The 22,554-nt window shown below is 72.0% G+C and carries 19 protein-coding genes; 4 read left to right on the top strand and 15 right to left on the bottom strand.

Going from position 1 to position 22,554, the window contains the following annotated elements:
- Positions 1-95: 95 nt before the first annotated feature.
- The 6 genes from V6V47_RS07795 to V6V47_RS07820 all read right to left on the bottom strand — a co-directional run bounded on the left by V6V47_RS07795 (position 96) and on the right by V6V47_RS07820 (position 5,713).
- Positions 96-2,762 carry a carboxylate--amine ligase/circularly permuted type 2 ATP-grasp protein gene (locus tag V6V47_RS07795; protein ID WP_334627387.1) on the bottom strand — a complete coding sequence of 889 codons (2,667 nt, stop codon included), beginning with the start codon at positions 2,760-2,762 and terminating at the stop codon, positions 96-98.
- A 108-nt stretch (positions 2,763-2,870) separates the two neighbouring features.
- The gene (locus V6V47_RS07800) at positions 2,871-2,996 is read right to left on the bottom strand and encodes a hypothetical protein (protein ID WP_334627388.1); all 126 of its coding nucleotides are present in this window, start codon (positions 2,994-2,996) and stop codon (positions 2,871-2,873) included.
- A 179-nt stretch (positions 2,997-3,175) separates the two neighbouring features.
- Positions 3,176-3,946 (bottom strand): alpha/beta fold hydrolase, encoded by a 771-nt coding sequence (locus V6V47_RS07805; protein WP_334627389.1) that lies wholly within the window; start codon positions 3,944-3,946, stop codon positions 3,176-3,178.
- A gap of 56 nt (positions 3,947-4,002) precedes the next feature.
- A complete protein-coding gene (locus V6V47_RS07810; protein WP_334627390.1) occupies positions 4,003-4,572 on the bottom strand; it encodes a TetR/AcrR family transcriptional regulator in 570 nt (189 codons plus the stop codon).
- Between the two features lie 95 nt (positions 4,573-4,667).
- Positions 4,668-5,315 (bottom strand): class I SAM-dependent methyltransferase, encoded by a 648-nt coding sequence (locus V6V47_RS07815; protein ID WP_334627391.1) that lies wholly within the window; start codon positions 5,313-5,315, stop codon positions 4,668-4,670.
- A complete protein-coding gene (locus V6V47_RS07820; protein WP_334627392.1) occupies positions 5,312-5,713 on the bottom strand; it encodes a winged helix-turn-helix transcriptional regulator in 402 nt (133 codons plus the stop codon). The genes V6V47_RS07815 and V6V47_RS07820 overlap by 4 nt, the downstream gene beginning before the upstream one ends.
- Positions 5,714-5,773: 60 nt before the next feature.
- Here V6V47_RS07820 and V6V47_RS07825 point away from each other — a divergent pair, with 60 nt between their 5' ends.
- Positions 5,774-6,460 carry an NAD(P)-dependent oxidoreductase gene (locus V6V47_RS07825; protein WP_334627393.1) on the top strand — a complete coding sequence of 229 codons (687 nt, stop codon included), beginning with the start codon at positions 5,774-5,776 and terminating at the stop codon, positions 6,458-6,460.
- A gap of 182 nt (positions 6,461-6,642) precedes the next feature.
- Positions 6,643-8,895 carry a helix-turn-helix transcriptional regulator gene (locus V6V47_RS07830; protein ID WP_334627394.1) on the top strand — a complete coding sequence of 751 codons (2,253 nt, stop codon included), beginning with the start codon at positions 6,643-6,645 and terminating at the stop codon, positions 8,893-8,895.
- A 6-nt stretch (positions 8,896-8,901) separates the two neighbouring features.
- On the opposite strand, the gene V6V47_RS07835 is transcribed toward V6V47_RS07830, so the two are convergent.
- From V6V47_RS07835 to V6V47_RS07875, 9 genes are all read right to left on the bottom strand, one after another.
- A complete protein-coding gene (locus V6V47_RS07835; protein WP_334627395.1) occupies positions 8,902-9,759 on the bottom strand; it encodes a hypothetical protein in 858 nt (285 codons plus the stop codon).
- Between the two features lie 67 nt (positions 9,760-9,826).
- On the bottom strand, positions 9,827-11,068 hold the full coding sequence (locus V6V47_RS07840) for a vWA domain-containing protein (RefSeq protein WP_334627396.1): 1,242 nt from the start codon (positions 11,066-11,068) through the stop codon (positions 9,827-9,829).
- Entirely contained in the window at positions 11,065-12,285 is a 1,221-nt protein-coding gene (locus V6V47_RS07845; protein WP_334627397.1) for an AAA family ATPase, read from the bottom strand. Before V6V47_RS07845 ends, V6V47_RS07840 begins: the two co-directional genes overlap by 4 nt.
- A gap of 65 nt (positions 12,286-12,350) precedes the next feature.
- A complete protein-coding gene (locus V6V47_RS07850; protein ID WP_334627398.1) occupies positions 12,351-13,730 on the bottom strand; it encodes a hypothetical protein in 1,380 nt (459 codons plus the stop codon).
- Positions 13,731-13,839: 109 nt separating this feature from the next.
- The gene (locus V6V47_RS07855; RefSeq protein WP_334627399.1) at positions 13,840-14,601 is read right to left on the bottom strand and encodes a maleylpyruvate isomerase family mycothiol-dependent enzyme; all 762 of its coding nucleotides are present in this window, start codon (positions 14,599-14,601) and stop codon (positions 13,840-13,842) included.
- Between the two features lie 202 nt (positions 14,602-14,803).
- Positions 14,804-16,201: an MFS transporter gene (locus tag V6V47_RS07860; protein ID WP_334627400.1), complete on the bottom strand. Its 1,398-nt coding sequence runs from the start codon at positions 16,199-16,201 to the stop codon at positions 14,804-14,806.
- 201 nt (positions 16,202-16,402) lie between these two features.
- Positions 16,403-17,005 carry a dihydrofolate reductase family protein gene (locus V6V47_RS07865; protein WP_334627401.1) on the bottom strand — a complete coding sequence of 201 codons (603 nt, stop codon included), beginning with the start codon at positions 17,003-17,005 and terminating at the stop codon, positions 16,403-16,405.
- Between the two features lie 42 nt (positions 17,006-17,047).
- Positions 17,048-18,274 carry a low temperature requirement protein A gene (locus V6V47_RS07870; protein WP_334627402.1) on the bottom strand — a complete coding sequence of 409 codons (1,227 nt, stop codon included), beginning with the start codon at positions 18,272-18,274 and terminating at the stop codon, positions 17,048-17,050.
- A gap of 86 nt (positions 18,275-18,360) precedes the next feature.
- Complete coding sequence (locus V6V47_RS07875; RefSeq protein WP_334627403.1) at positions 18,361-18,993, bottom strand: TetR/AcrR family transcriptional regulator; 633 nt, start codon at positions 18,991-18,993, stop codon at positions 18,361-18,363.
- 121 nt (positions 18,994-19,114) lie between these two features.
- On the opposite strand from V6V47_RS07875, the gene V6V47_RS07880 reads away from it, so the two are divergent.
- Both V6V47_RS07880 and helR read left to right on the top strand, forming a co-directional pair.
- Positions 19,115-20,266: an FAD-dependent oxidoreductase gene (locus tag V6V47_RS07880; RefSeq protein ID WP_334627404.1), complete on the top strand. Its 1,152-nt coding sequence runs from the start codon at positions 19,115-19,117 to the stop codon at positions 20,264-20,266.
- A 130-nt stretch (positions 20,267-20,396) separates the two neighbouring features.
- Positions 20,397-22,553, top strand: a complete 2,157-nt coding sequence (gene helR / locus V6V47_RS07885) for an RNA polymerase recycling motor ATPase HelR (protein ID WP_334627405.1) — start codon at positions 20,397-20,399, stop codon at positions 22,551-22,553.
- Position 22,554 lies beyond the last annotated feature (1 nt).

Below are 22,554 nucleotides of genomic sequence, written 5' to 3' on the forward strand. Positions count from 1 at the left end.
CACACCTCTCATCGGCTCGGGAACGCTCGGGCCGCTGACCGGTCCAGGCTTGGCGAGCCCGGTTGCGCCCCGATGACGTGTGGGTCAAGGGTCGGTTACGCCGGCACCTGGTCGTCCCCGCCGAGCAGCCAGGTGTCCTTGGACCCACCGCCGCGCGACGAGTTGACGATCATGCTGCCGGCGGGCGCCACCCGGGTCAGCGCCACCGGCGCGACCTCGGCCGTGTCGCCGAGGAACACGAAGGCCCGCAGGTCGACGTGCCGGGGGGCGAGCGCCGTACCGTCGAAGACCGGATGGGTGGTGAGCGCGACCACCTCCTGCGCGATCCACCGATGCGGCGCGGCGAGGATCTGGTCCCGAACGGCGTCCAGCTCTTCGGCCTCGGCGCGCGGGCCGATCACCACCCGGTCTCCGCCGTACCCGTCGACCGGCTTGAGCACCAGTTGGTCGAGCCGGTCCAGCACGTCGGCCCGCTGCTCGGGCAGCCCGCACAGGTACGTCGGCACGTCCCCGAGCAGGGCCTTCTCCCCCAGGTAGTACTCGATCAGCCTCGGCACGTACGCGTAGAGCGCCTTGTCGTCGCCGACGCCGTTGCCCAACGCGTTGGCCAGCGTCAGCCGCCCGGCGTGCACCGCGGCGAGCAGCGGCCAGCCCAGCGGCACCCCGTCGGCGCCCGGCGCGTGCAGCAGCGCCTCCTCGTCCATCCGCAGGTAGATCACGTCGACCTGGCTGGGGTGGCCGTCGCGGACCAGCCGGACGCGACCGTCGACCACCAGAAGGTCGCTGGTCTCGGTCAGTGGCACACCCATCTCGTCGGCCAGCAGCCGGTGCTCGAACCAGGCGGGGTCACCCGGGCCACTGCTGAGCACCACCACGGCGGGTTCGTCGGCGGCGGCCGGCGCGGCGGCGACCAATGCCCGGAGCAGCATCGCCGGCGTCTCGTCGGCAGGCAGCAGGTCCGCCGGCACCGGCAGCTCGGGCAGCACCGCCTGGGTCAGCCGACGGTTCTGCACCGCGTAGCCGATTCCGGAGGGCACCCGCAGGTTGTCCTCCAGCACGTACCAGCCGCCGCCCGGGTCGCGGACGAGATCAGTTCCGGACACCTGCGCGCGGGTGCCCCGTCGACCCATCAGCGCCCCGGTCGGGCGCAGCCCGGGTGAGGACTCCACCACCCAGGCCGGCACCACGCCGTCGGCCACGACCGTCCGGTCGGCGTAGACGTCGCGCAGGAACGCGTCGAGGGCGCGGGCGCGCTGCACGAGGCCGGTCCGCAGCGTCCGCCAGTCGGCGGCGGGCACCACCCGAGGCACCAGGTCGACCGGGAAGAGTCGGGTGCTCGCCTCGCCGGCCACGCTGAAGGTCACCCCGCGCGCCCGCTGCTCCTCGTCGCGGTCGTGCTCGCGTTGGCGCAGCTCGCTGGCGCCCATCTGCCGGAGGGCGGCCAGCACCGGGCGGTACGCCGGCTCCGGGCCGGTGAGGCCGAAGACCTCGTCACCCACATCGGAGTACGTGGGCAGCGCCGGCGGGGGCGGCGCCCCGGGCACCGGACCACGAACCCTGCCCCGCGTCTCGTCGAGCAGCAGGTCGACCACGTCGGCCAACCGGCCCCGCCGCTCGTACGCCCGCCGTTGCCGTGCCGCGGCGCTGCCGCGCTCCAGCGCGTACCTCGTCAGCTCCCGGACCTGGTCCCAGTCGCCGGTCGCCTCCAGCACCGGGCGTAGGTCGCTCACCAGGCGCCGGACCGCCTCGGCGGCCGGCACCGGCCGCGCCGAGCGGGGCAGGTCGAGCAGATCGCCCTCCAGGCCGGAGCGGGCCGCCCGCCACACCGCGGCGCGCAACACCGGCGGCCGGACGGCGGTGCGCTCCACCCCGGCACGCAAAGCGGCGACCTCACGGCGGACGAGCGCCCGGAACAGGCCGGTGAGCAGGACGATCGTCTCGACGTCGGAGTTGGCGTCGGTGATCCGCAGCTCCACCGTGGGCACGTGCGCCGAGGGCCGGACATCGAAGTAGATCATGGCCGGATCGGTGATGGTCTCGGAGGAGATCAGCTCGGCGACCAGCGCCTCATGGTCAGCCGCGCTGGTCACCTCACCCGGGTCGCCGGCGGTGGGCCAGCGCTGCCAGACCAGCGAACGGACGCTGGCGTAGCCGCTGTCCTGGCCCATCCAGTACGGCGAACTGGTGGAGAGCGCGAGCAGGACCGGCAGCCACGGCTGGACCCGCCGGGTGACCGCCACCGCCAGATCACGATCGGACACGCCGACGTGCACCTGCGCACCGCAGATCAGCTGCTCCCGGGCCAGCATCTGATACTCGTCGAGCATCCGTCGGTAGCGCGAGGTGGGCGTGACGCTGGGGTCCCCGTCGGCGCGCAGCGGCACCGTGCCCGCGGCGACGATGCCCAGACCGGCCCGGTCGGCCACCTGGACGGCCAGCCGGCGCAGCCGGGTCAGCTCGGTGCGGATCTCGTCCAGGGTGTGGCAGACCTCGGTGTTGGTCTCCACGACGCTGCGGTGCAGTTCGGCGGTGAACGACGCGGCGGGCAGCCGGTCGAGCAGCTCCCCGGCCCGGGGCACCAGCTCCCGGGTGTGCAGGTCGACGACGTGGAACTCCTCCTCCACGCCGAGGGTTGCCAGGTCCGCCGGGTCGCCGGGTGGCGCGGCGGCCGGACCGGGCCGGGGCGTGGGCAGCGATCGGCCGTTGGCGGGCCGGCCGGCCGCCTCGTCGAACGTCGCCGCGTTCGTGGTGTTGTCGGCCATGGTCACCCCGTTCGCCTCGATGGAGTGGACTGTCCGACGAGCGTTCCCAGGGTTGGTACCGGGGGTGTTTCGTGCGCGTTAAGGTGACGCGCCGGTCTGCATGCGGCCTCAGCGGCGCAGGCGGCACGCGCAGGGGCCGTCGTGGTCGGCGCGGAGCACGCACCGCCGACCACCGGGCAGCAACAGGTCGCAGAAGACGCGGTGCCGAAGGAACTGCTGATCCTCTTCGGACACCGTTGAATGTTGTCCGCGCGGCCGCCGTCCGCTCTGTGGTCCTCGTGGGCCTGTTCTCCGCGAAGGACCGTGACTACCAGGCCCACCTTGATGCCGTGGAGGAGCGGGTGACGGCGCTGGGAGGGCACGTGCACGCCGGAGACTCCACCGCCGTCGTCGGTAGCACCGTCACCGATCGCCTAGGTGGAGACCTCGGCGAAGAACTGGCGCAGCGTCTCGGCGACCAGAGTCGGTGCGGTCATCGTCGCGAAGTGCGACTGCCCCGGCCAGATGATGCGACGCGCCTGCGGAATCGTCGCTGCGAGAGCATTCATCGTGGTGGGCATCGGCTCCCAGGTGTCGGCGCCCTGCATCAGGAGGGTCGGCACGGTGATGGAGGCCCACCGGGCGATGTCGGTGCTGTCCTCGGCGAGCGCTTCGAGATCGTGCAGCCAGCCGAGCGCCGAGCGCTGGGCCTCGACCGGGTCGGGCGTCCGGTCACCCGCCGCGGCCGCGAACGCCGCGACGATCTCTGCGGGGACCCGCGTCACCTCGTTCAACGCCGCGGCCATCGCCGGGGCGTCACCCCGCTCGAAGGCCGCACGGTACCGGTCGAGCATGGGTACGGTCTCCGCCCCGGCCGCGAAGAGCGGGGCCTCGAAGATGGCCAGCGAACGCAGGTCGCGCGGATCTGCCGCTGCGGTGTGCAAGGACAGGGTCGCTCCGTAGGAGGCTCCGACGAGGTGTACGGGCTGACCAGAGGACTCCCGCGCCGCCTCGATCACGGCGAGCAGATCAGCAACCTCGTCCGTGAACGACTTGATCCCGGGCGGAACGTCGCTGGGACCGTATCCGCGCCTGGCCGGCAGCCACAGCTCGTAGTCCTGGGCAAGTTGGTCGGCGACCGTAGCCCAGGAGTGCAGCCCACCTCCCGAGCCGTGCACGAGGACGACGGGGTCACCGGAACCCACGCGCCGGACCACCAGACGAGTGCCGTCGCTCGACCTGACGTGTTGATCGTGGCTGTTCATTTCCGCTCCACTGGTCTGCTGGGCCAGTTGCTCAGCGTCGTGTGCACCGCGTCGAGGATGCTGCTCCACGAAGCGTCGATATCGCGGGGATGCCCGAAGCCCTCGACAGTCTCGAGACTCGCAAAACCATGAAGGGTGCTGCGCACGAATCGCATGGCGTCGGTCAGCTCCGGTTCGTCGAGCCCGTAGCCGCGAAGCATCGCGTAGCTCAGCTCGATCAGGCGCAGATGGCCCGCTGAAGCCGTGCCGACCTCGGGCGGCAACTGCAACTGAGTCGCGACGTACTGACCCGGATGCGCGATCGCGAAGGCACGCCACGCGTCGCCGAAGCCGACGAGGGCTTCGCGACCAGCCCGGCCGGCCACCGCGAGCGCGAGGCTGTCGGCGAACGCCGTCGCGGCCCGAACCGCAACCTGCTCGATCAACGCGTCGCGACTGCGCACGTGAACGTAGAGGGCGGCATCCGAGACCCCGAAGTGCCGGGCGACCGCCGCGACGGTCAACCGCGCCAACCCGACCGTGTCGGCCAGCTCGGCTGCGGCAGCCGAGACACGCTCGCTCGTCAAGCCCTGCCGTGGCATGCTGACCTTTCGGGTGCTAACCAAAAACTTAGGAGCCCTAAGTTACCAGTCGGTGGGCTGCCCGTGCGCGCGGGTGAGCGTCACCGCCTGCGGCCCAGCAACTGCACCGCCTGCGACCGGTGGCCGTTCATCGTGGCGACCTCGAGCCGGGTCTCGTCCAACAGGTCGAAGCCTGCGAACACGTTGCGCAGGTGTGCCACGTGGTGGTGCCGGCACACGGCCCCGTCGCCGGTGGTGAAGACCCCGTACGGGGTGCCGAACCGCTGGGCGTGCGCGCTGTAGCGGTGCTGGTTTCGCGTGTCGTCCTGAAGGAGCAGGTCGCTGACGTAGAGCAGCCCACCGGGCACCAGGACACGGCTCAGCTCAGCCGCCAATGCCCGCTGAGCGTCATCGTCGGGAACGCAGGTGAGCACCGCGAACAGCATGACGACATCGAAGCTCGCGTGGGCACAGGCGATGGCTGGCGGGGACTCCAGGACCGCGAAGCGCAGGTCGGGCCGCGACTGACGGCCCCGCTCGATCAGCGCGGGAGACAGGTCCACGCCGAATACCTCGGAGTAGCCGTGCTCGCTCAACTCGCCCATGACACGGCCGTAGCCACAGCCGTAGTCCAAGATCCGCGCAGTTGAGCTCACTGCGGACAACCAGCTGAGATTCACCGGGTGCGTGAACGTCTTCGTGACGCCGACGCTGTCCCAGTACGCGATCTGACTACCGAGATCCTTCATGCCGATGGAGCATGAGGCGGAGCCGCAACGGCCTCGTCGTACGTGGCACGAGCGCGCAGGAGGTCGCCGGCGTGGTTCCGGGCCCACTCACGCGCCTGCTCGATGACGGTGAGCAGGGTGCGGCCGAGCGGCGTCAACTCGTACTCCACGCCCCCGTCGTCGGCCCCCTCGACCGGGCAGCGTCGCACCAGACCGTCCCGTCCCATTGCGGTCAGGGTCTCGGCGAGCACCTTCGTGCTGATCGGTCGCAGGTGGCGGCGCAGGACTCCGAATCGTCGAGGGCCATCGTCGAGGCACAGCACGATCATCACGGTCCACTTGCCCCCGATCTGGATCGGGAACGCACTCATCGGGCACGCCGGATCGAACGTCGGCAGCGCCGCAACGGTCTCGGTCACCGATCCAGCGTAGGCGGTTACGTTGCGGTGACCACCCCTGTGGCACCTACGGTCGAAGACATGCCGAACGCATCCAACTCCCTTCCACAACAGGTCGCGGTCCTCGGTGCCGGCGGCCGCGTGGGGCGCGCGGTCACGGCCGCCCTACTTGAGCGGGGCCTGCACGTCAACGCCGTAATCCGCCAACCGGCCCGGCACGACCTGCCGCGCCATCCGAGTTTGCGCGTGGCCCAGGGGGACGCCCAGCGTCCCGAGGAGTTGGCGGCGACGCTTCGTACCGTCGATGCTCTGGTTTTGGCCGTCACACCGTTCTCGGCGCCGCCTCCTTCATTCGACGGTTTCGACCTCGACTACTACGCCGCGATCGTCGCGGGTGTCGACGCCAATTGGCACGCTCCTCGCCGCCGGCTCGTCGCCGTCGGTCTGACGGCCACACTGCGACTCGAGTCGGGCGACGTGGTGATGGACGAGCCGGACCTGTTCCCGCCCGAGCTCAGGCCGTTCGCCCAGGCGCACGCCCGGCAACTGACCGCACTCGCCGATACGACACTCGACTGGGCGATCCTGGCCCCGCCCGCCGGGTTCGGGACGCCACAGGGGCAGGGGTACCGGTTGCTCGCGGAACCGCTCACCCGTCAACAGGCGACGGCCCCGCTCACGCACGGCCAGTACGCGGAAGCCGTTGCCAGCGAAGTGGTACACCCGACCGTTCACCACACCCGCGTCGCGGTGCTGCCCCTCGGTTGACCGCACGGTCGCGACCGGTTGCCCGAGTCAGGCTTGATCCGAGACGGGAAGCCAGCCGAAACCCGGCACACCGATTCTCGCCGTCATCGATACGATGCGGGCAGGCTGAGCACTGGCGGTTGGCTGGTGCTGTGACGAGATCCCCGGTGCACCGCCCCGCAGACGAAAAGGCGAGGAGGTACGTGTTCGGCGAGGTAGTACGCGCCCACCGCACCAGGATCCTGATCACGCAGGAGGAGCTGGCCACCCATGCCCGCGTCAGCGTCCGCCACCTACGCGAGATAGAAGCTGGCCGGGTCGCCTCACCTCGCGCCAGCACGGTGCGGTTGCTCGCCGACGCGCTGCGGCTGTCCGACGCGGAACGCCTCGAATTCCAGCGGGCCGCGCGGGCGGAAACGGCCCGGGACCAGGCAGGACAGGCCGCGCCGCAGATACGACCGGCGCAACTGCCCGCCCAGGTCGTCGGCTTCGCCGGGCGGATCGCCGAACTCCGGGAGATCGACAGCGCACCGAACCCCGTCGTCTCCGTGGTGGGTGCGGCCGGGGTCGGGAAGACCACCCTGGCCGTCCGCTGGGCGCACGCGGCGGCCGGGCGTTACCCCGACGGGCAGTTGTACGTCAACCTGCGCGGTTTCGGCCCGACCAGCCCTCCGCTGGCGCCCATCGACGTCCTGCACGGCTTCCTCGGCGCGCTGGGCGTCACCGCCTCGCGCATCCCGACGGATCAGGACAGCCGGGCCGCCCTCTACCGCAGCCTGCTGGCGGATCGGCGCATGCTCGTCGTGCTGGACAACGCCGCCAACACCGACCAGGTCCGGCCACTGCTGCCCGGCAACTCGGCCTGCCGGGTGGTGATCACCAGCCGCGGTCACCTGACCGGCCTCGTCGTCAGCGACGCCGCGTACCTCCTCGCGCTTGCGCCCTTGAATTCGGGCGAAGCCCGGGACCTGCTCGGCCTGCGCCTGGGCGCCCACCGCATCCACGCGGAGTCCGCCGACGTCGACCGTCTCATCCACCGCTGCCAGCACCTGCCCATCGCGCTGGCCCTGGTCGCCGCTCGCCTCGCCACGCAACCCGACGCGACCGTCAGGACGCTGACCGCCCAGATCGACGCGGCGGACCCGTCGACGGCCCTCGACACCCTCGCCGTCGGCGACACGAGCACCGACCTGCGCGCCCTCTTCTCCTGGTCGTACCGGGATCTCAGCGACGCTGCCGCCCGTCTCTTCCGGCTGCTCGCCACGCACCCCGGCCCGGACATCTCGGTCGACGCGGTGGCGAGCCTGGCCGCCGCCGAGCCGGATCGCGTCCGCCTCCTGCTGGACGAGATCGCCCGTAACCACCTCATCCAGGAGCACCGGCCGGGCCGCTACGAGTTCCACGACCTGCTGCGCGCGTACGCCGCGGAGCTCGCCCACGCGCAGGACGACGTCGAGGACCGGGCCGAGGCGCTGCGCCGAGCTCTCGACCACTACGTCCACACCGCCGGCGCTGGCGCCCGGCTGCTGCTCCCCCACCGCGACGAGGTGGACGCGCCGGCGCGCAGGCCTGGCGTGGTCTGGTCCGCCCCGGCCAGCCGCAGCGCGGCACTGCTGTGGTTCACCGCCGACCACGAGGTGCTGCTCAGCATGCTGGACGTCGCGGTGGAGCACGGGTTCGACGCGTACGTCGCGCCACTGGCCTGGGCATTCGTGCCGTTCGCGCACCTGCAGGGGCATTGGCACGACGAGCTGCGTGGCCACCGCGGCGCGCTCACCGTCGCCGAGCGACAGGCCGACCTGGCCGTCCAGGGTCGCAGCCATCTGGGTATCGCCGCGGTCTACACCCGGATCGGCGACACCGAGCCGGCCGAACGCCACTACCGACTGGCGCTCGACATCTTCGAGCAGCTCGGCGACCTGGTGGGCGGTGGCCACGTGCACAGCAACCTGGCCCGCATCGTCGACGCACGTGGGCGGCACGAGGCCGCACTCGGCCATGCCCAACAGGCGCTGCACTTCTACACCCAGGCCGACCACCCGCGCTTCCGAGCCCGGGCGCTGAGCGGCGTCGGTTGGTACCAGGTCGTTGTCGGCGACCACGCCGCGGCGCTGGCGACCGGTACGCAGGCCCTCCCGCTCCTGCGCGAGGTCGGTGACCGCGACGGCGAGGCGGCCACGCTGGACACCCTGGGGTACGCCCACAGCCACCTGGGCGATCACGCCACGGCGATCAGCTGTTACGAGGAGGCACGACGGCTGCACCATGAGGACGGTGACCGTTACGACGAGGCGCTGGTCCTGACCCACCTCGGCGACAGTCAACTGGCGATCGGCCGGCCCCGGGACGCCGAGTCGACCTGGAACGCCGCGCTCATGATCTTGACCGGCCTCGGGCATCCCGACGTCACCGGCGTACGCCGCCGCCTCCAGGATCTCGCCCAAGCCGGGCACTGACGACGCTCAGCGGCGCCGCCACCCCCAGCGACGAGAACCGCTCGACGTCGCCCGTCCCCGGGCCATCATCTCGGCCGCCATCGCCAGGTGCGCGGCGGGCTGGGCGCCGGCCGGCCCCAGCAGCTCCACCAGTCGGTTGCCCATCGCCACCACCGCGTTGGCCCGCTCGACGTCGCCGATCAACGCCAGGCACTGCCCGTACACCCCGTACGTGTTGGCCATCTCCCACAGGCTGATGGGACGCAGGGGATCGAGCAGCGCCTGGCGCAGCTCGCAGGCGCGCGACGCGGCCAGCGCCGCCTCCCGGATGCTCTCCTCCGACCCTGGCCGGGTGACGGACCGGTGCAGCAGCGCGGTGGCCTGATTGTGGTAGGCCGTGCCCATCGCCTCCCTGGTGCGGGGCCCGGCGGACGGCGGGGACCCGACGGTGGTCAGACCCACCGCGAGGGCCCGCTCCAGCAGCTCGATCCGGGTCGCGACCTGGCCGGCGGCGAACGCGATCTCCGAAAGGTCCACCAGGGCGGTGATCAGCTCCGCGAGGGCCTCGTCCCGTTGTGCGCCGGCCACGTCCCCGTTCTCGGCCGCCGCCGCGTCGTGCACCCGTTCGAAGATGGCGACCGCCTCACCGCCGGGAGCCATCCCCTCGCCGGCCCGACCGCGCGCGGACAGGAGCATCCCGCGCCGCCACAACGCCCGGGCCAATTGCTGCTGGTCGCGCCGATCCACCCGGCCCGGGCCGCGTACCGCTTGCCGGTAGGCGTCGATGACCCGGCTCCACAGCCGGTCCGCCTCCGCCCAGGTGTCCTGCCGCGTCGAGTGCTCCCGTGCCTGATCGAACAGCCGCTCCCGCTCGTCGGGTCCCATTCTTCGCACCGCCCTTCGCGGTAGCCATCCACGACACCACCGACGCTGGCAGTGAACATCATCGATTCTAAGCTGGTCCGATGGTCACCACCCGCGCCCACGCCGGTGGCACAACCGGCCGGTAGTCCGGATCGTTCTCGCGATACGACCTCCGGTGACGGGGAAAGAGACCCACCACCGTCCGGGCCGACGGCCGGGCGGTCGGCCAGGGAGTCTGCCCGTCGGTGAGGACCACGACGACGTCCGGTCGGGGTCGCGCCCGCAGAGCCCGGGTGAAACCGGCCCGCAGATCCGTGCCGCCCCCACCCAGCAGCGGGATGTCCTCGGCGCGGCACAACGGGTGCACGATCCGGGCCGCCGCGTCGCACGGCAGCACGCTCACCAGGTCGCGCCGGCCGCCCACCGCGCGGGAGATCGCGGTGACCTCCAGCAGCGCGCTGCCCAGTTCGGCGTCGCTGACCGACCCGGAGGTGTCGACGATCACGCACACCCGGGGAGGCCGGCGGCGCAGGCTGGGCAGGATCGCACCGGGCACGCCGGCCGAGCGCCGGGACGGCCGGCCGTACGTGTAGTCCTCGCCCACGCCGCCGGCCGAGGCCGCCGAGCGGACCGCCGCCCCCAGCAACTCCCGCCAGGGCTGCGGTGGGTGGAACGCCTGCTCCGCCCACCGTCGCCACCCCTGGGGGACGGTGCCCGGCTGGCCGGTGATGCCCTCGGCCACCCGGAACCGGACGGCGTCGCGTTCCTGCACGCTGAGGCCGTGCGCGCCGTCCGAGCCCAGGTCCCACGCTCGCGCCAACCCGTCGGCGCCGCTGCCGCAGTCCAACCAGACCAGACCCTGGGTACGCGGCCCGAGCCCGAACTGACGCAGGTAGTCCTCCATCAGCTCCCCGGGGGCGAGCCCCAGCAACTCCGGCTCGACGGCGCCCTCGGGCTTGGCCAGCCCGTCACCGAACACGTCGTCGTTGATCTCGCAGTCGGCGGCGATGTTCATCCGCAGCCGCTCCCCCGGGCCGGTCAGCCCCCGTTCCTTGGCGACCCGGTCACCCCGCCCGTGGTGGTCGCGCAGCAGGTGCGACACCTCGTGCACCCACACCCCGGCGAGTTCCTCCACCGGGATGCAGTCCACGAACCGCGGCGACACGTAGCACCGCCAGTGCTGGTCCACCGCCATCGTCGGCACCTGCCGGGACGCCACCACGTGCAGGGCGAACAACGCCGTGGCCAGGTACGGGCGGGCCCGGGCGGCGTGCAGCCGTGCGGCGAAGAGCTTGTCCAGGTCGAGCGGCACGGTGTGCGCGGCGGTCATCGTCCGATACCCGCGGCGGCCGCGACCCGTACCGCCGCCCGATCCGCTCGCCGGGACAGCGACACCGCGCCGGCGAGGCGCTCGATCGTGGGAGGCACGTCCCAGTCCTCCCGGCGCAGCGTGGCGAGGGTGGTCGCGGGGACCACCACCAGATCCGGGGCTCCGGTCTCCACCGCGTGGACCATGAGCGCCCATGCCGCGTCCCAACGGGACCGCTCCGGACGATGGCGGACCGCCTCCACCACGGCGTCCAACACGGCCTGGCGCAGGTCACCCCGCTCGGGCAGCACCGCCGACGCCGGATCGGCCAGCAGCGACTCCGGGTCGGGCAGGTCCATCCGGTCCATGCTGGCCAGCAACTCCAGCCCCGGACCGTCGCCGACCGTGCCCCGGACCAGCATCGACAACACCTCGCGGGAGACGCCGGCCGCGGTAGCGAAGGCGATCAGCCGCAGGGCCATCTCCCAGCTCCGGGGTGACGGCCAGGGCCCACCCCGGCCGGTCTCGCTGCTGGGCAGTTGGTGGACGAGCTTCGGGCGGCCGGAGAGCAGACCACACACGGCCCGGCGGGCGAAGGCGACGGCCGCCGGGAGCTGCTCCGGGTCGAGCCGGGGCAGCGTCACGCGGGGCCAGGTGCCACCGAGTCCGCGTACGACGACCTCGTGGTCGTGGGTCCACTGGAGGTGGACGAACCGGTTGGCCAGTGGAGGGCTCAACTCCCAGCCGTCGGCCGCCGACGAGCGTGGGTTGGCGGCGGCCACGATCCGCACCCCGGGTGGCAGCCGCAGCGCGCCGACCCGTCGCTCCAGCACCAGGCGGAGCAGGGCGGCCTGGACGGCCGGCGGGGCGGTGGACAACTCGTCGAGGAACAGCAGCCCACGGCCGGCTCGCACCAGGCGTACCGCCCAGTCCGGTGGGGCCATCGGGACACCCTGGGTCGCCGGGTCGGCGCCGACGACCGGCAGGCCGGAGAAGTCGGACGGCTCGTGGACGCTGGCGACGACGGTCGTCAACGGCAGGTCCAGGGTCGCGGCCAGGTGCGTCAGGGCCGCGGTCTTACCGATGCCCGGCTCGCCCCAGAGCAGTACGGGCAGGTCGGCGGCCACGGCCAGGGTCAGGGCCGACAACTGGATGTCGGGGCGGGGTTCGGTGGTGGTCGCTCCGAGCAGGGCGAGCAGATCGGCGGCGACGTCGAGCTGAGGGCTGGATGCAGACATGGTTGGTCACCTTTGGGGTTCGTGATGGGTGCGACGGAGTCGTACGCGGCGCGCGGCCGCTGGTGTCAGCGGGACTTCGTGTGGCGCGGGTGCTGGCGGCGGGCGCCCGAGCGGCGGCGTTCCCGGCCGCCGGGATGGGCCACGGCGCCGAGCAGTCCCGCTCGGAACAGCCCGTGGTTGATGCGCCGCAGCGCGGCGGTCTCCAGTTCGTCGCGGAGGGTGCCGTCGCGCAGGAGCGCGTCGGGGCCGAGCAGCGCCTCGACGGTGGCCAGCGCGCCGGCGGTGTCGCCGTGGTCCAGGCGTGCCCGCACGTCGGGCAGGCACTCGGGCTGTCGATGGGCCTCATCGATCGCCCGCAGACAGGGCAGCGGCGTGCCGGTGAGCGCGGCCAGCAGCTCCTCGCGGCGCACCTCGGCCGGGTCGTGATCCAGCGCGGCGAGCACGCCGTCGACCAGGCCGATGCGGTGTCGGGCGCCCCGGCACTCCACCAGGCGCGGCTGCTCGGCCCGGTCGGGCGCTGCCGGGCGGGCAGCGACCGGATACTCGGGCACGAGTGCCGAGGCGACCAGCGGGTGCAGCTGGTCGGCCTCGATCAGACCGCCGCGGAGCAGCGCCAGGTCGGGCAGCACCCAGGTCGCCGCGTCGGGCAGCACCGTCCCGCCGCCCGGGATCGCCCTGGTCAACCGCGCGGTGAGCGGCGCACTGCCGTCACCGCCGGCCGGAACGTCCAGGAGCAGCCGACGTCGGCCGCCGACCCGTACCGCCACGCTGCCGCCGGCGCGCCCCTCGGCGTTCAGCACGATGGCCGCCTCGGCGGACCACCGGTCGATCGCGCATCCGCGCTGCCGCAACGCCGCGCGCAGCGTCTCGGGGAGACCCGCGAGGCCGGCACTGGCCGGGCCGCGGTCCGCCCCCGACCTACTCCGCAGCTCGGTGGCCCGACGCGCGTCCCACAGGTGGCGGTGCAGGTCGAGGCGGAACCGTTGGTCGGGATGCGGGGAAGCGCCGGCGCCCGACCGGGACCGGTCCCACACTCCCAGGCTGATCCGCTGACCGGCATCGGCCCAGGCCGGCGGGGTGCTGGCCACCAGGTGCACGGTGCCGCCGCCGTCCCGGTCCGCCGAGCCGTAGCGGGCCAGCGAGACGGTCAGGCCGGGCCGCAGCATCCCGTCCGGTGCCACCCTCGGCAGATGCCAGCGCAGCAGGTCAGGGGCCAGATGACGGAGATCGACCCGGAGCTGGGCCGCCAACTCCCGGCCATGGCGGTCCGCTACGGCACGCAGGCTGACGTCGACATCGACCCGAGCGGCGGCGCACGCGCCGGCCCAGTCGCCGGTCTGGCGACGAGCGGTAGCACACTCGATCATGGAGGGCGGCACGGCGAACTCGCGCACGCGCCGCCAGAGAGACAGGCGAGAATCCGCATTCGCGGCGAGGGAGCGCATCAGCACTCACCTTGCACGAATCGGACCCCCAATCTGGTACGAGAGGAAGTGATCATCGCGGCGGAGCATACCGCCTCGGACGCCGGGCCCGCCAGGGTGACCGGTCAATTCACTGGGTCGCCGTCACGATGCAGCGGCGCAGCTGCGTGACCGCCTCGGCAGGACCCTCCACTGTGACGCCGCTCGGCTCACCGGCCCGCTCCCGGCCCCACGCCCACCGCAGCAGTGCAGTCGGCGGACCGGCCACGGTCACGTCGGTGGTGTCGGCCGCGCCGTCGGTCACGTCGAACAGACCCGGCCCGGCCCGCACCGACCATGTGGCGCCATCAGTTCGGATGGTGTGCGTCCAGCCCGGCGAGCCGGCCAGGTGCCCGCTGAAAGCATCGGCCCACTCGGCCACCGAGTACGCCACGAACACCCTGAGCAGCTCGTCGACGCCGTCGATGGCGAGGTCGGCCGGCACGGGGGCGACCGGTGCGCCGACGCCGAGCTCGGCGTCGATGCGGTGGATGACGGTCTCCTGCGCCATTCGGCGGATCCAGAAGCCGACGGTCGGGTCCGGCCCGTACCAGGAGCCGGCCGGGTCCTGCGGGCGGCGGGTCGTCAACTCCTGCACCAACGCGGCGTACGTCCGGTCGAGCAGCGCCAGCGGCTCCTCGTCGGCCAGCTCCGGCGGCGGCCACGGCTGCGGCTCCGCGCCTTCGCGGATGGCCAGGGTCTTGTGGAGGTAGACCTCTCCGACGTGCCGGGTCAGGTCGGCGACCGTCCAGCCGGGGCAGCTCGGCACCGCCGCGTCGAGGCCGGTCGGTGCGATGGCACGCAGTCGCGCGACGTCGTCCGCGAGGCAGTCGAGGAATCGGGCTGGTTCCATGTCCCACAGTTCACCACACGAGCACGTTCCGCTGGGGGCACCGCGTTCGTGTCCCGCCGGTCTGCGGCGGGCCGGTGGAGCGCTGATAAGTCCTGCTCACGCGACTCCCCGGGCGCTGACCGGCCCCACCGCCCGGCCGGCCGACGCGCTGCGGACGGCAGCCGCCGAGCCCTGGCCGGACGGTGGAGCTGACCCACTGGGATCAGTGGTGGTCGGCCAGCGCGGTACGCGGCAGCAGCGGCAGACACAGTCCGCAGAGGACGATCACGCCGAGCACGCCGAGCAGCGTGACGAGCAGCCCGGAGAGCGCGTCGTGGTGGGCGCCGACGGTGAGGAAGATCGTCGAGACGGCCGCCGAACCTACGGCGTTGACGATCTGCTGCACCGCGTTGAGGGTGCCGCTGGCACTGCCGGCCTGCTCCTCGTCGACGTCGCCGAGGGTGACCGCGAAGAGCGAGCCGAAGCAGCAACCCATGCCCAGTCCGCAGACGAAGAGGGGCACGGTGAACAGCCAGGTCGGCGCCCCGGCGCCGGTGCTGGCGAGCAGGCCGAGCACCCCGGCGCCGGTCAGTGTGAGCCCGACCGTGACCAGGCGACGGCCCAGCCGGGCGATGGCACCGCGCGCCGAGAACGAGGCGATGATGATGCCGACCGAGAGCGGTGCCATGATCTCCGAGGTCCACAGCGGCGCGAGCCGCAGGCCCGTCTGCAGGTACAGCGACGTGACGTAGAGCAGACCCGCAACGGCCGCGAAGAAGAGCGACGCGACCAGCAGGCCGGCCACGAAGCCCCGGTTACGGAACAGCGCGGGGGCCAGCAGCGGGTTTCCGCCACGGATCTGGCGCCGGGTGAACAGTGCCAGCAGCGCGGCGCCGACGACGATCGCTGAACATGGCAGCGGAGTCCAGCCGCCGTCGGCGCTCTGGATCAGCCCACCGAGCACCCCGAGCACGCCGAGCATCAGCAGCAGCGCCGCCAGCGGATCGATCGCGACCGCGCGCCGCTCGTGGTCCGCCGGCAGCACCCTGGCCGCGATCAGCAGCACGACGAGCGCGAGTACGAGGTTCGCGGCGAAGACACCGCGCCAGCCGAGGCCGAGCGGGTCCGCCTGGATCAGCAGCCCGGCGACGACCGGCCCGCTGATCGAGCCGACGGCCATCAGCGGGCCGAAGAGCCCGAAGACGCGACCGAGTTCGGTACGCGGGAAGGCGCGGAGCAGGATGCTGAAGCCCTGCGGGATCAGCAGGGCACCGAACGCGCCCTGCAGGAGGCGGGCTCCGATGATCGAGGCGGGGTCCCAGGCGAGCGCGCAGAGCAGCGAGGCGGCGCCGAATCCGGCGATGCCGACGAGGAACGACCGACGGTAGCCGTACCGGTCCCCGATCCGGCCGCCGACCACCAGGATCGAGCCGAGCGCGAGGGCGTACGTCGAGCCGAGCCAGGGCGTCAGCGAGACCGGGGCGTCCAGGTCCCGGACGACGGACGGGGCGGCGATGGCGGTGACCGTCGTGCTGAGCAGGTCGAGGATGTCCGCGACCAGGATGACGGCGAAGATCCACCAGCGAAGGGCGGAACGGATTGTGGTGCTGTTTTCGGGCATGGCGCAGCAACTCTCCAGGAGCGAGAGATGAGACGTCATCGCTTGGGGATGACGTCGTGCTGGCCGGAAGTCCCGACACGGGCACGCCCCAGGGCGGAACCCGCTGCACCTTACGGGGACCACGTTAGCAGGCCGTCCGAGGTGTGCCCCGAACGCTGCAACCGCGGGGGCCGGCCTGAGCGAGCCGGCCCCCGGAGACGGTCAGGCCGCCGGGCGCACCCGGTAGGCGAGGTGGGTGACCCCGGTCCCCTCGACGACGCGGAACGGCCCGTCCAGCTGCACCGGCGCGATCTTCAGGTCGGCGAAGAGCGGGATACCGGCACCGAGCAGGACCGGGACGAGGTCGACGTGCACCTCGTCGAGCAGGCCGGCCTCGATGACCTGCGCCGCGATGGTGCCGCCGTTGACGCCGACCTCCTTGTCCCCGGCGATGGCCTTGGCCCGCTCGATCGCCCGCTCGATGCCGTCGGTCACGAAGACGAACGAGTCGCCCTCCGCCTCCCAGCCCTCCGGCACGCTGTGCGTGACGACCACGACGGGCAGGTCCATCGGATGCCGGCCGCCCCAGCCTTTGGTCATGTCGAAGAGCCGTCGGCCGACGACCAGTGCTCCGGTCCGCTCGGTGAGTTCGCGCAGGTGCTGCGCGCTGGCCGCGGAGGTGCGGAACGTCATCTGCGGGTTGGCCGTGGGCGTCTCCACATCGCCGGCCCCGTACCACTGGAAGAGGTGCTCGAAGCCGCCGTGGGACGAGTCCGCGATGTAGCCGTCCAACGACATCGTCGCCCCGGTCGTAACCTTCGTCATCGATCCACTCCTTGGTCTCGGTCAGCCCGGCGTACTCCGGCCTCACCCCGTGGTCGAACCTGGCGCTCCTCCGCTCGACGTCCGTCCCCGGAGTTTCTGGGTCTTTTCTTGCCACCACTGCCGGGCGGCTTGGCGGCGGCCGGGACTGGTGAAGGCGATCACGGCCAGCACCAGGGTGGTCGCGGCCAGAGCCACCACCGGCGGCAGGCGCAGCAGGGCCGGGGTCAGCGCGAGAATGACGATGATCGCGAGCAGCGTGCCCCACGGCCGGGCCCCGTTGGCCGTCTCGAACGCGACTCGGCCGGCGAGGACGAGCGTCGCCCCGGCGATGAAGAAGCCGGCGCCCCACCCGTGCCCCTCCTGCTCCGCTGTCCGGCCAATGGAGATCTCGTCTCCGACCGCGATGCAGACGACGCCGGCGATGAAGAGCAGTTGGGTGTACGCGGCGAAGACCGCCAGCCGGGGGCCACGGCTGTCGATGGCTCTGCCGAAGTTCTGCTTCTCCGGCAGGAAGTAGATCCGCCACAGCACCACCGCGTTGACGAAGGCCACCGCGACGAGGCCGGTGCGCGGCACGTCGAACGGTCCACTGACGTAGGCGGCGCCGGTGGCCAGGATGAGCTCACCCAGCGAGACGAGACTGATCTGTCCGTAGCGCTCGGACAGGTGGTCGCCGACTACCCGGAGTTGCTCGTAGGCGACCCGACCCAGCGTCGGCACCGGCCACCCGAGGTAGGCGGCCGTGAAGTCGATGCTCAGCGCCACGATCCACGCCACCAGCCGGGGCCCGGCGGGCAGGAACGCCCCCACCAGCCAGGGGACCGCGGAGACGGCGAACCAGACGGCGACGAGCAGTGTGCGCCGCTGCAAGCGATGCCCGCGCAGGGCCGGCAGCAGAACGGCGGCCCGACCGAGGTGGATGAGGACGTACCCCCCGGCGAAGTAGATGCCGTGCGCGCCGAATGCCTGGGTCACCGCGGCGGACATCAGCAGCCCGACGAACATCACGGCCACCACGAGCCGTTGGATCAGCGACTCGTTGGGGTCGAACCAGTCGGTGGACCAGGCCGTGGCGATCCAGATCCACCAGATGCCACCGAGCAGCACCAGGGTCTGTGCGACGGTGAGCCAACTAGGGTCGCTCACCAGTCGGCTCGACAGGCGCATCAGGGCGAAGATGAACGTCAGGTCGAAGAAGAGTTCGAGGGACGATGCCTGGCGCGATGACTCGCGTTTGCGCAGGAGCCGTCCAGCGCTGCTCTTCCGCACCAGATCGACCGCCCCGTCTGCTCGCCCGACCGCAGTTCTATCACGTACGGTGATCAGGCGAGGCTGGACGAGTCACTGGATTTTTGTCAGGCGCGGTCGAGCCCGACGAGCCGGGCGAGGACGGCCACCTGGTCGGCGAAGTGTTCGACGAGTTCGGGTGATGTCGGGTCGGTGCCGCAGACACCTTCGATGACGTGCGGCAGCGTCGTGGTCGCCATGGCCGCGGCCATCAGCATGACCAGCAGAGCTGCCGGGTCCACCTCGGCGGGCAGCCCGCCGGCCTGCTGTAGCGCGCGAAGCTCGTCGACGCTGTCCGCGAGCGACTCGGCGCGGGACGCGCGGTCGGGGTCGTCGTCCGGGCCGGTGTACTGCAGGCCGCTCCAGGCGAACATGCGGACGCCCTCCGGGCTGCGCAGGGCCTCCAGAGCGTAGCGACGCAGCTGCTCCGGTATCGGCGTGCCCGGGGGCGTCAGCTCGTGCTGCCGCTGCCGCCACTGCTGCGACATGGCCTGGTACAGGCCCTCTTTGCCCTCGAAGTAGTACGAGACCAACTGCTGGTTGACACCCGCCCGCGCGGCGATCGCCCGAACCCGGGCGCCGGCGTAACCGTGCGCACTGAATTCGGCCGCCGCAGCGTCCAGGATCCGCTGGCGGGTGCGCTCCGGGTCGCGCTGCCGCTCCTGCGGCTTGGGCGACCTGCGTGGGCTCGACGACGGCACGCAGGGATTATACGCACGCCTGACCAAAGCAATCATACGTTTGTTTGACAACGACAACCCGATGCTTGATTCTGATCCCTGGTCGGTGGTACCGACCCCGACGAGGAAGGGGCACCCCGAGATGTCAGACCACGCACGGATCCTCATCGCCGGCGCCGGCATCGGTGGCCTGGCGCTCGCGCAGGCACTGCGCCACGGCGGCTACGACGTCGTCGTGTTCGAGCGGGACCCCACGCCCCGGACCCGCGACCAGGGCTACCGCCTCCATCTCGACCCGAACGGCAACGCCGCTCTGCGGACCTGCCTGCCGCGGCAGGTGCTCGACCGGGTCCGCAGCACCAGTGGGGTCAACGGTGACCTGGTGGCCGCGTACACCCACCGGTTGGAGCAGGTGATGGCCCAGACCTTCCCGGCGATCACCAGCGACGAGATCACGCACGTGGATCGGGACACCCTGCGGCAGGGGTTGCTCGCCGGCTTGGGCGACTCGGTCCGCTTCGACCGGACCGTGACCGGCTACCAGATCACCGCCTCGGGCCGGGTCCGGGTGGAGTTCCTCGACGGCGGCAGCGACGAGGGTGACCTTCTGGTCGGAGCCGACGGTGTCCGTTCGGCGGTACGCCGGCAACTGCTCCCGCACGCCACCACGCGAGACGTGGGCCTGAGGTGCATCTACGGCCGGATGACGATCAACGAGACCACCGACGCCCTCATCCCGGACGACTTCGACCGGGGCTTCTGTTGGGTCGCCGACGACAAGGGGTACGGCGCCGGGTTCGCGACGGTACGGTTCCGCTCCCGGCCCGACGGCGCCTCGGACTATCTGATGACCACCCTCGTCGCGACCCCCGACCGTCTCGGCGTGACCGATGAGACGCTCTTCGCGCTGCCGTCGGAGGACCTGCGGCAGATCGCCGTCCAGGCCACCGTGGACTGGCACCCGGCGGTCCGGCAGCTCTTCGCACACGCCGACACCGAGACGTTCTTTCCGATCACGATCCGGGCCAGCGAACGCGTCGACGCGTGGGAGGCCGGCCCGGTCACGCTGCTCGGCGACGCCATCCACACGATGCCACCGACCGGCGGCGTCGGCGCGAACACCGCGCTGCAGGACGCTGCGACGCTGGCTGGCGAGCTGGTGGCCGCCGCGGACAGCGGAAGGCCCCTCGTCGAGGCGGTCGCCGCCTACGAGCGCGTCATGCTGCCGCGCGGCTTCGACACCATCGAGAATTCGCTGCGAATGGCGGAACGAATGGTCGCCACATCCGACTGACGATCGGGGGAAAGAGGAGTGATCACTCCTTCCACTCCTAACATATAGCGCACCGGGGGCCTTGCGGCAAGACCCCGGTGGTGCCGCAGAATTGCCGGCCGAGGCCAGTACCTGCGGAGAGTTGATGAATATGAGCCCTTTGACGACCAGTGTGTTCGCCCTTTCCGACCACCTCTCCCCCAAGGCCGATCCGACGCTGATCGCCGGTGACGAGCGGCATTTCGCGGCCATCGCGGAGAGCCTCGACGAACTGTCCGCCGACCTGTCCGGCCGCCTCGAGGCCGAGCGCAGGGCGCCCGGTGGCACCGGGCGGCGGGCGCTGGACCGGGACCAGGAGATCCGCCGGTTGAGTGCTCGCCTGCGCGCGCTGCGCCGCTTCGGTGTGGACCTGTGCATCGGGCGCATGGTCAGTGCCGACAGCCCCGAGCCCGTGTACGTCGGCCGCCGGGGCCTCACCGACAGCGCTGGGCACCGGCTGCTCCTCGACTGGCGCTCCCCGGCGGCCGAACCGTTCTTCGGCGCGACCCACGCCAACCCGATGGGTCTGGCGAGTCGCCGCAGGTATCGCTGGACCCGCGGCCGGATCAACGACTACTGGGACGAGGTGTTCGCCGCCGAGGGGTTCGACGGTCACGCCGCCCTCGACGACCAGTCCGCCTTCATCGCCAGCCTCGGCGGCAACCGGTCGGCCCGGATGCGGGACGTGCTCGGCACCATCCAGGCCGATCAGGACGCCATCATCCGAGCGGGGTCCCGCGGGGCTCTCGTCGTCGACGGTGGTCCGGGTACGGGCAAGACGGTCGTCGCCCTGCACCGCACCGCGTACCTGCTCTACTCCGACCCGCGCCTCGGCCACCGCCAGGGCGGCGTGCTGTTCGTCGGGCCGCACCAGCCCTACCTGGCGTACGTCAGCGACGTCCTGCCCAGCCTCGGAGAGGAGGACGTGCAGACCTGCACCCTGCGGGACCTCGTGCCCGAGGGCGCAGCGGCGGTCGCCGAGACGGTCCCGGAGGTGGCCGCGCTGAAGTCGTCCGTGGCCATGGTCACGGCGATCGAGGCAGCCGTGCGGTTCTACGAGGAGCCACCCACCAAGGCGATGACGATCGCGACCGAATGGTCCGACATCCGGTTGAGCCCCGGCGACTGGGCGGAGGCGTTCGAGGCACCGGACCCGGGCACACCGCACAACGAGGCGCGCGAGCAGATCTGGGAGGCGCTGCTCACGATCCTGCTGGAGAGGTACGACGGCGACGAGCCGGAGGCCCAGTTCCGCGCGTCGATGGGACGCAACCGGGAACTACGCGAGGTGCTCAACCGTGCGTGGCCGCTGGTCGAGGCCCCCGATCTGGTCGGTGACCTGTGGTCGGTCCCCGCCTACCTGCGCAGGTGCGCCCCCTGGCTGAGCACGGACGACATCCGCCAGCTGCAGCGCGCGGACGCCCAGGCGTGGACGCTGTCCGACCTGCCGATGCTGGACGCCGCCCGGCAGCGGCTCGGCGACGCGGACGCGGAGGCCACCGCGCGCAGGCGTCGGCAGGACGCCGCCGCCTCCGCTGGTCGCGAGCAGATGGCCCGGGTCGTCGACGACCTGATCGCCTCGGCCGCCCACGACGACGGCGAGGGTCTGATGACCATGCTGCGCCAGGAGGACCTGCGGGACACCCTCGCCGACGGGGTCGCGCCGCCGTCGGCAGAAGGTCAGGACCTGCTCGTCGGGCCGTTCGCGCACATCGTCGTGGACGAGGCTCAGGAGTTGACCGACGCCGAGTGGCAGATGCTGCTGGTGCGCTGCCCGTCGGGAAGTTTCACCATCGTCGGGGACCGCGCCCAGGCCCGGCACGGCTTCACCGAGACGTGGCAGGAACGGCTCGAACGGGTCGGGCTCGACCGGATCAGCCTGGCCTCCCTGCGGATCAACTACCGGACGCCGACGGAGGTCATGGCGGAAGCCGAACCGGTCATCCGGGCCGTGCTCCCGGACGCCAACGTGCCGACCTCCATCCGCAGCAGCGACATCCCCGTCGTACACGGATCCGCCGTTGATCTGGGTTCGGTCCTCGACACCTGGCTCGCCGCGCATGCCGACGGGATCGCCTGCGTCATCGGCGACCCCACCTTCCAGGCGACACCCCGCGTCCGGTCGCTGACCCCGGAACTGTCGAAGGGGCTCGAATTCGACCTGGTCGTCCTCGTTCACCCGGAGGCGTTCGGCGACGGCATCGAGGGAGCGGTCGACCGCTACGTCGCCATGACCCGAGCGACCCAGCAACTCGTCATCCTGCGGTGAC

Origin of the sequence: Micromonospora sp. CPCC 205539, assembly GCF_036906815.1 — a bacterium.
GTDB lineage: Bacteria > Actinomycetota > Actinomycetes > Mycobacteriales > Micromonosporaceae > Micromonospora.

Excerpts from the sequence above, each read along its gene's own strand:
- V6V47_RS07880 (WP_334627404.1), top strand. The coding sequence starts at position 19,115 with ATGTCAGACCACGCACGGATCCTCATCGCCGGCGCCGGCATCGGTGGC.
- V6V47_RS07855 (WP_334627399.1), bottom strand. The coding sequence starts at position 14,601 with ATGGAACCAGCCCGATTCCTCGACTGCCTCGCGGACGACGTCGCGCGA.
- V6V47_RS07795 (WP_334627387.1), bottom strand. The coding sequence starts at position 2,762 with ATGGCCGACAACACCACGAACGCGGCGACGTTCGACGAGGCGGCCGGC.
- V6V47_RS07815 (WP_334627391.1), bottom strand. The coding sequence starts at position 5,315 with ATGAAGGATCTCGGTAGTCAGATCGCGTACTGGGACAGCGTCGGCGTC.
- V6V47_RS07845 (WP_334627397.1), bottom strand. The coding sequence starts at position 12,285 with ATGTCTGCATCCAGCCCTCAGCTCGACGTCGCCGCCGATCTGCTCGCC.
- V6V47_RS07840 (WP_334627396.1), bottom strand. The coding sequence starts at position 11,068 with ATGACCGCCGCGCACACCGTGCCGCTCGACCTGGACAAGCTCTTCGCC.
- V6V47_RS07850 (WP_334627398.1), bottom strand. The coding sequence starts at position 13,730 with ATGCGCTCCCTCGCCGCGAATGCGGATTCTCGCCTGTCTCTCTGGCGG.
- V6V47_RS07835 (WP_334627395.1), bottom strand. The coding sequence starts at position 9,759 with ATGGGACCCGACGAGCGGGAGCGGCTGTTCGATCAGGCACGGGAGCAC.
- V6V47_RS07825 (WP_334627393.1), top strand. The coding sequence starts at position 5,774 with ATGCCGAACGCATCCAACTCCCTTCCACAACAGGTCGCGGTCCTCGGT.
- V6V47_RS07865 (WP_334627401.1), bottom strand. The coding sequence starts at position 17,005 with ATGACGAAGGTTACGACCGGGGCGACGATGTCGTTGGACGGCTACATC.
- helR (WP_334627405.1), top strand. The coding sequence starts at position 20,397 with ATGAGCCCTTTGACGACCAGTGTGTTCGCCCTTTCCGACCACCTCTCC.
- V6V47_RS07860 (WP_334627400.1), bottom strand. The coding sequence starts at position 16,201 with ATGCCCGAAAACAGCACCACAATCCGTTCCGCCCTTCGCTGGTGGATC.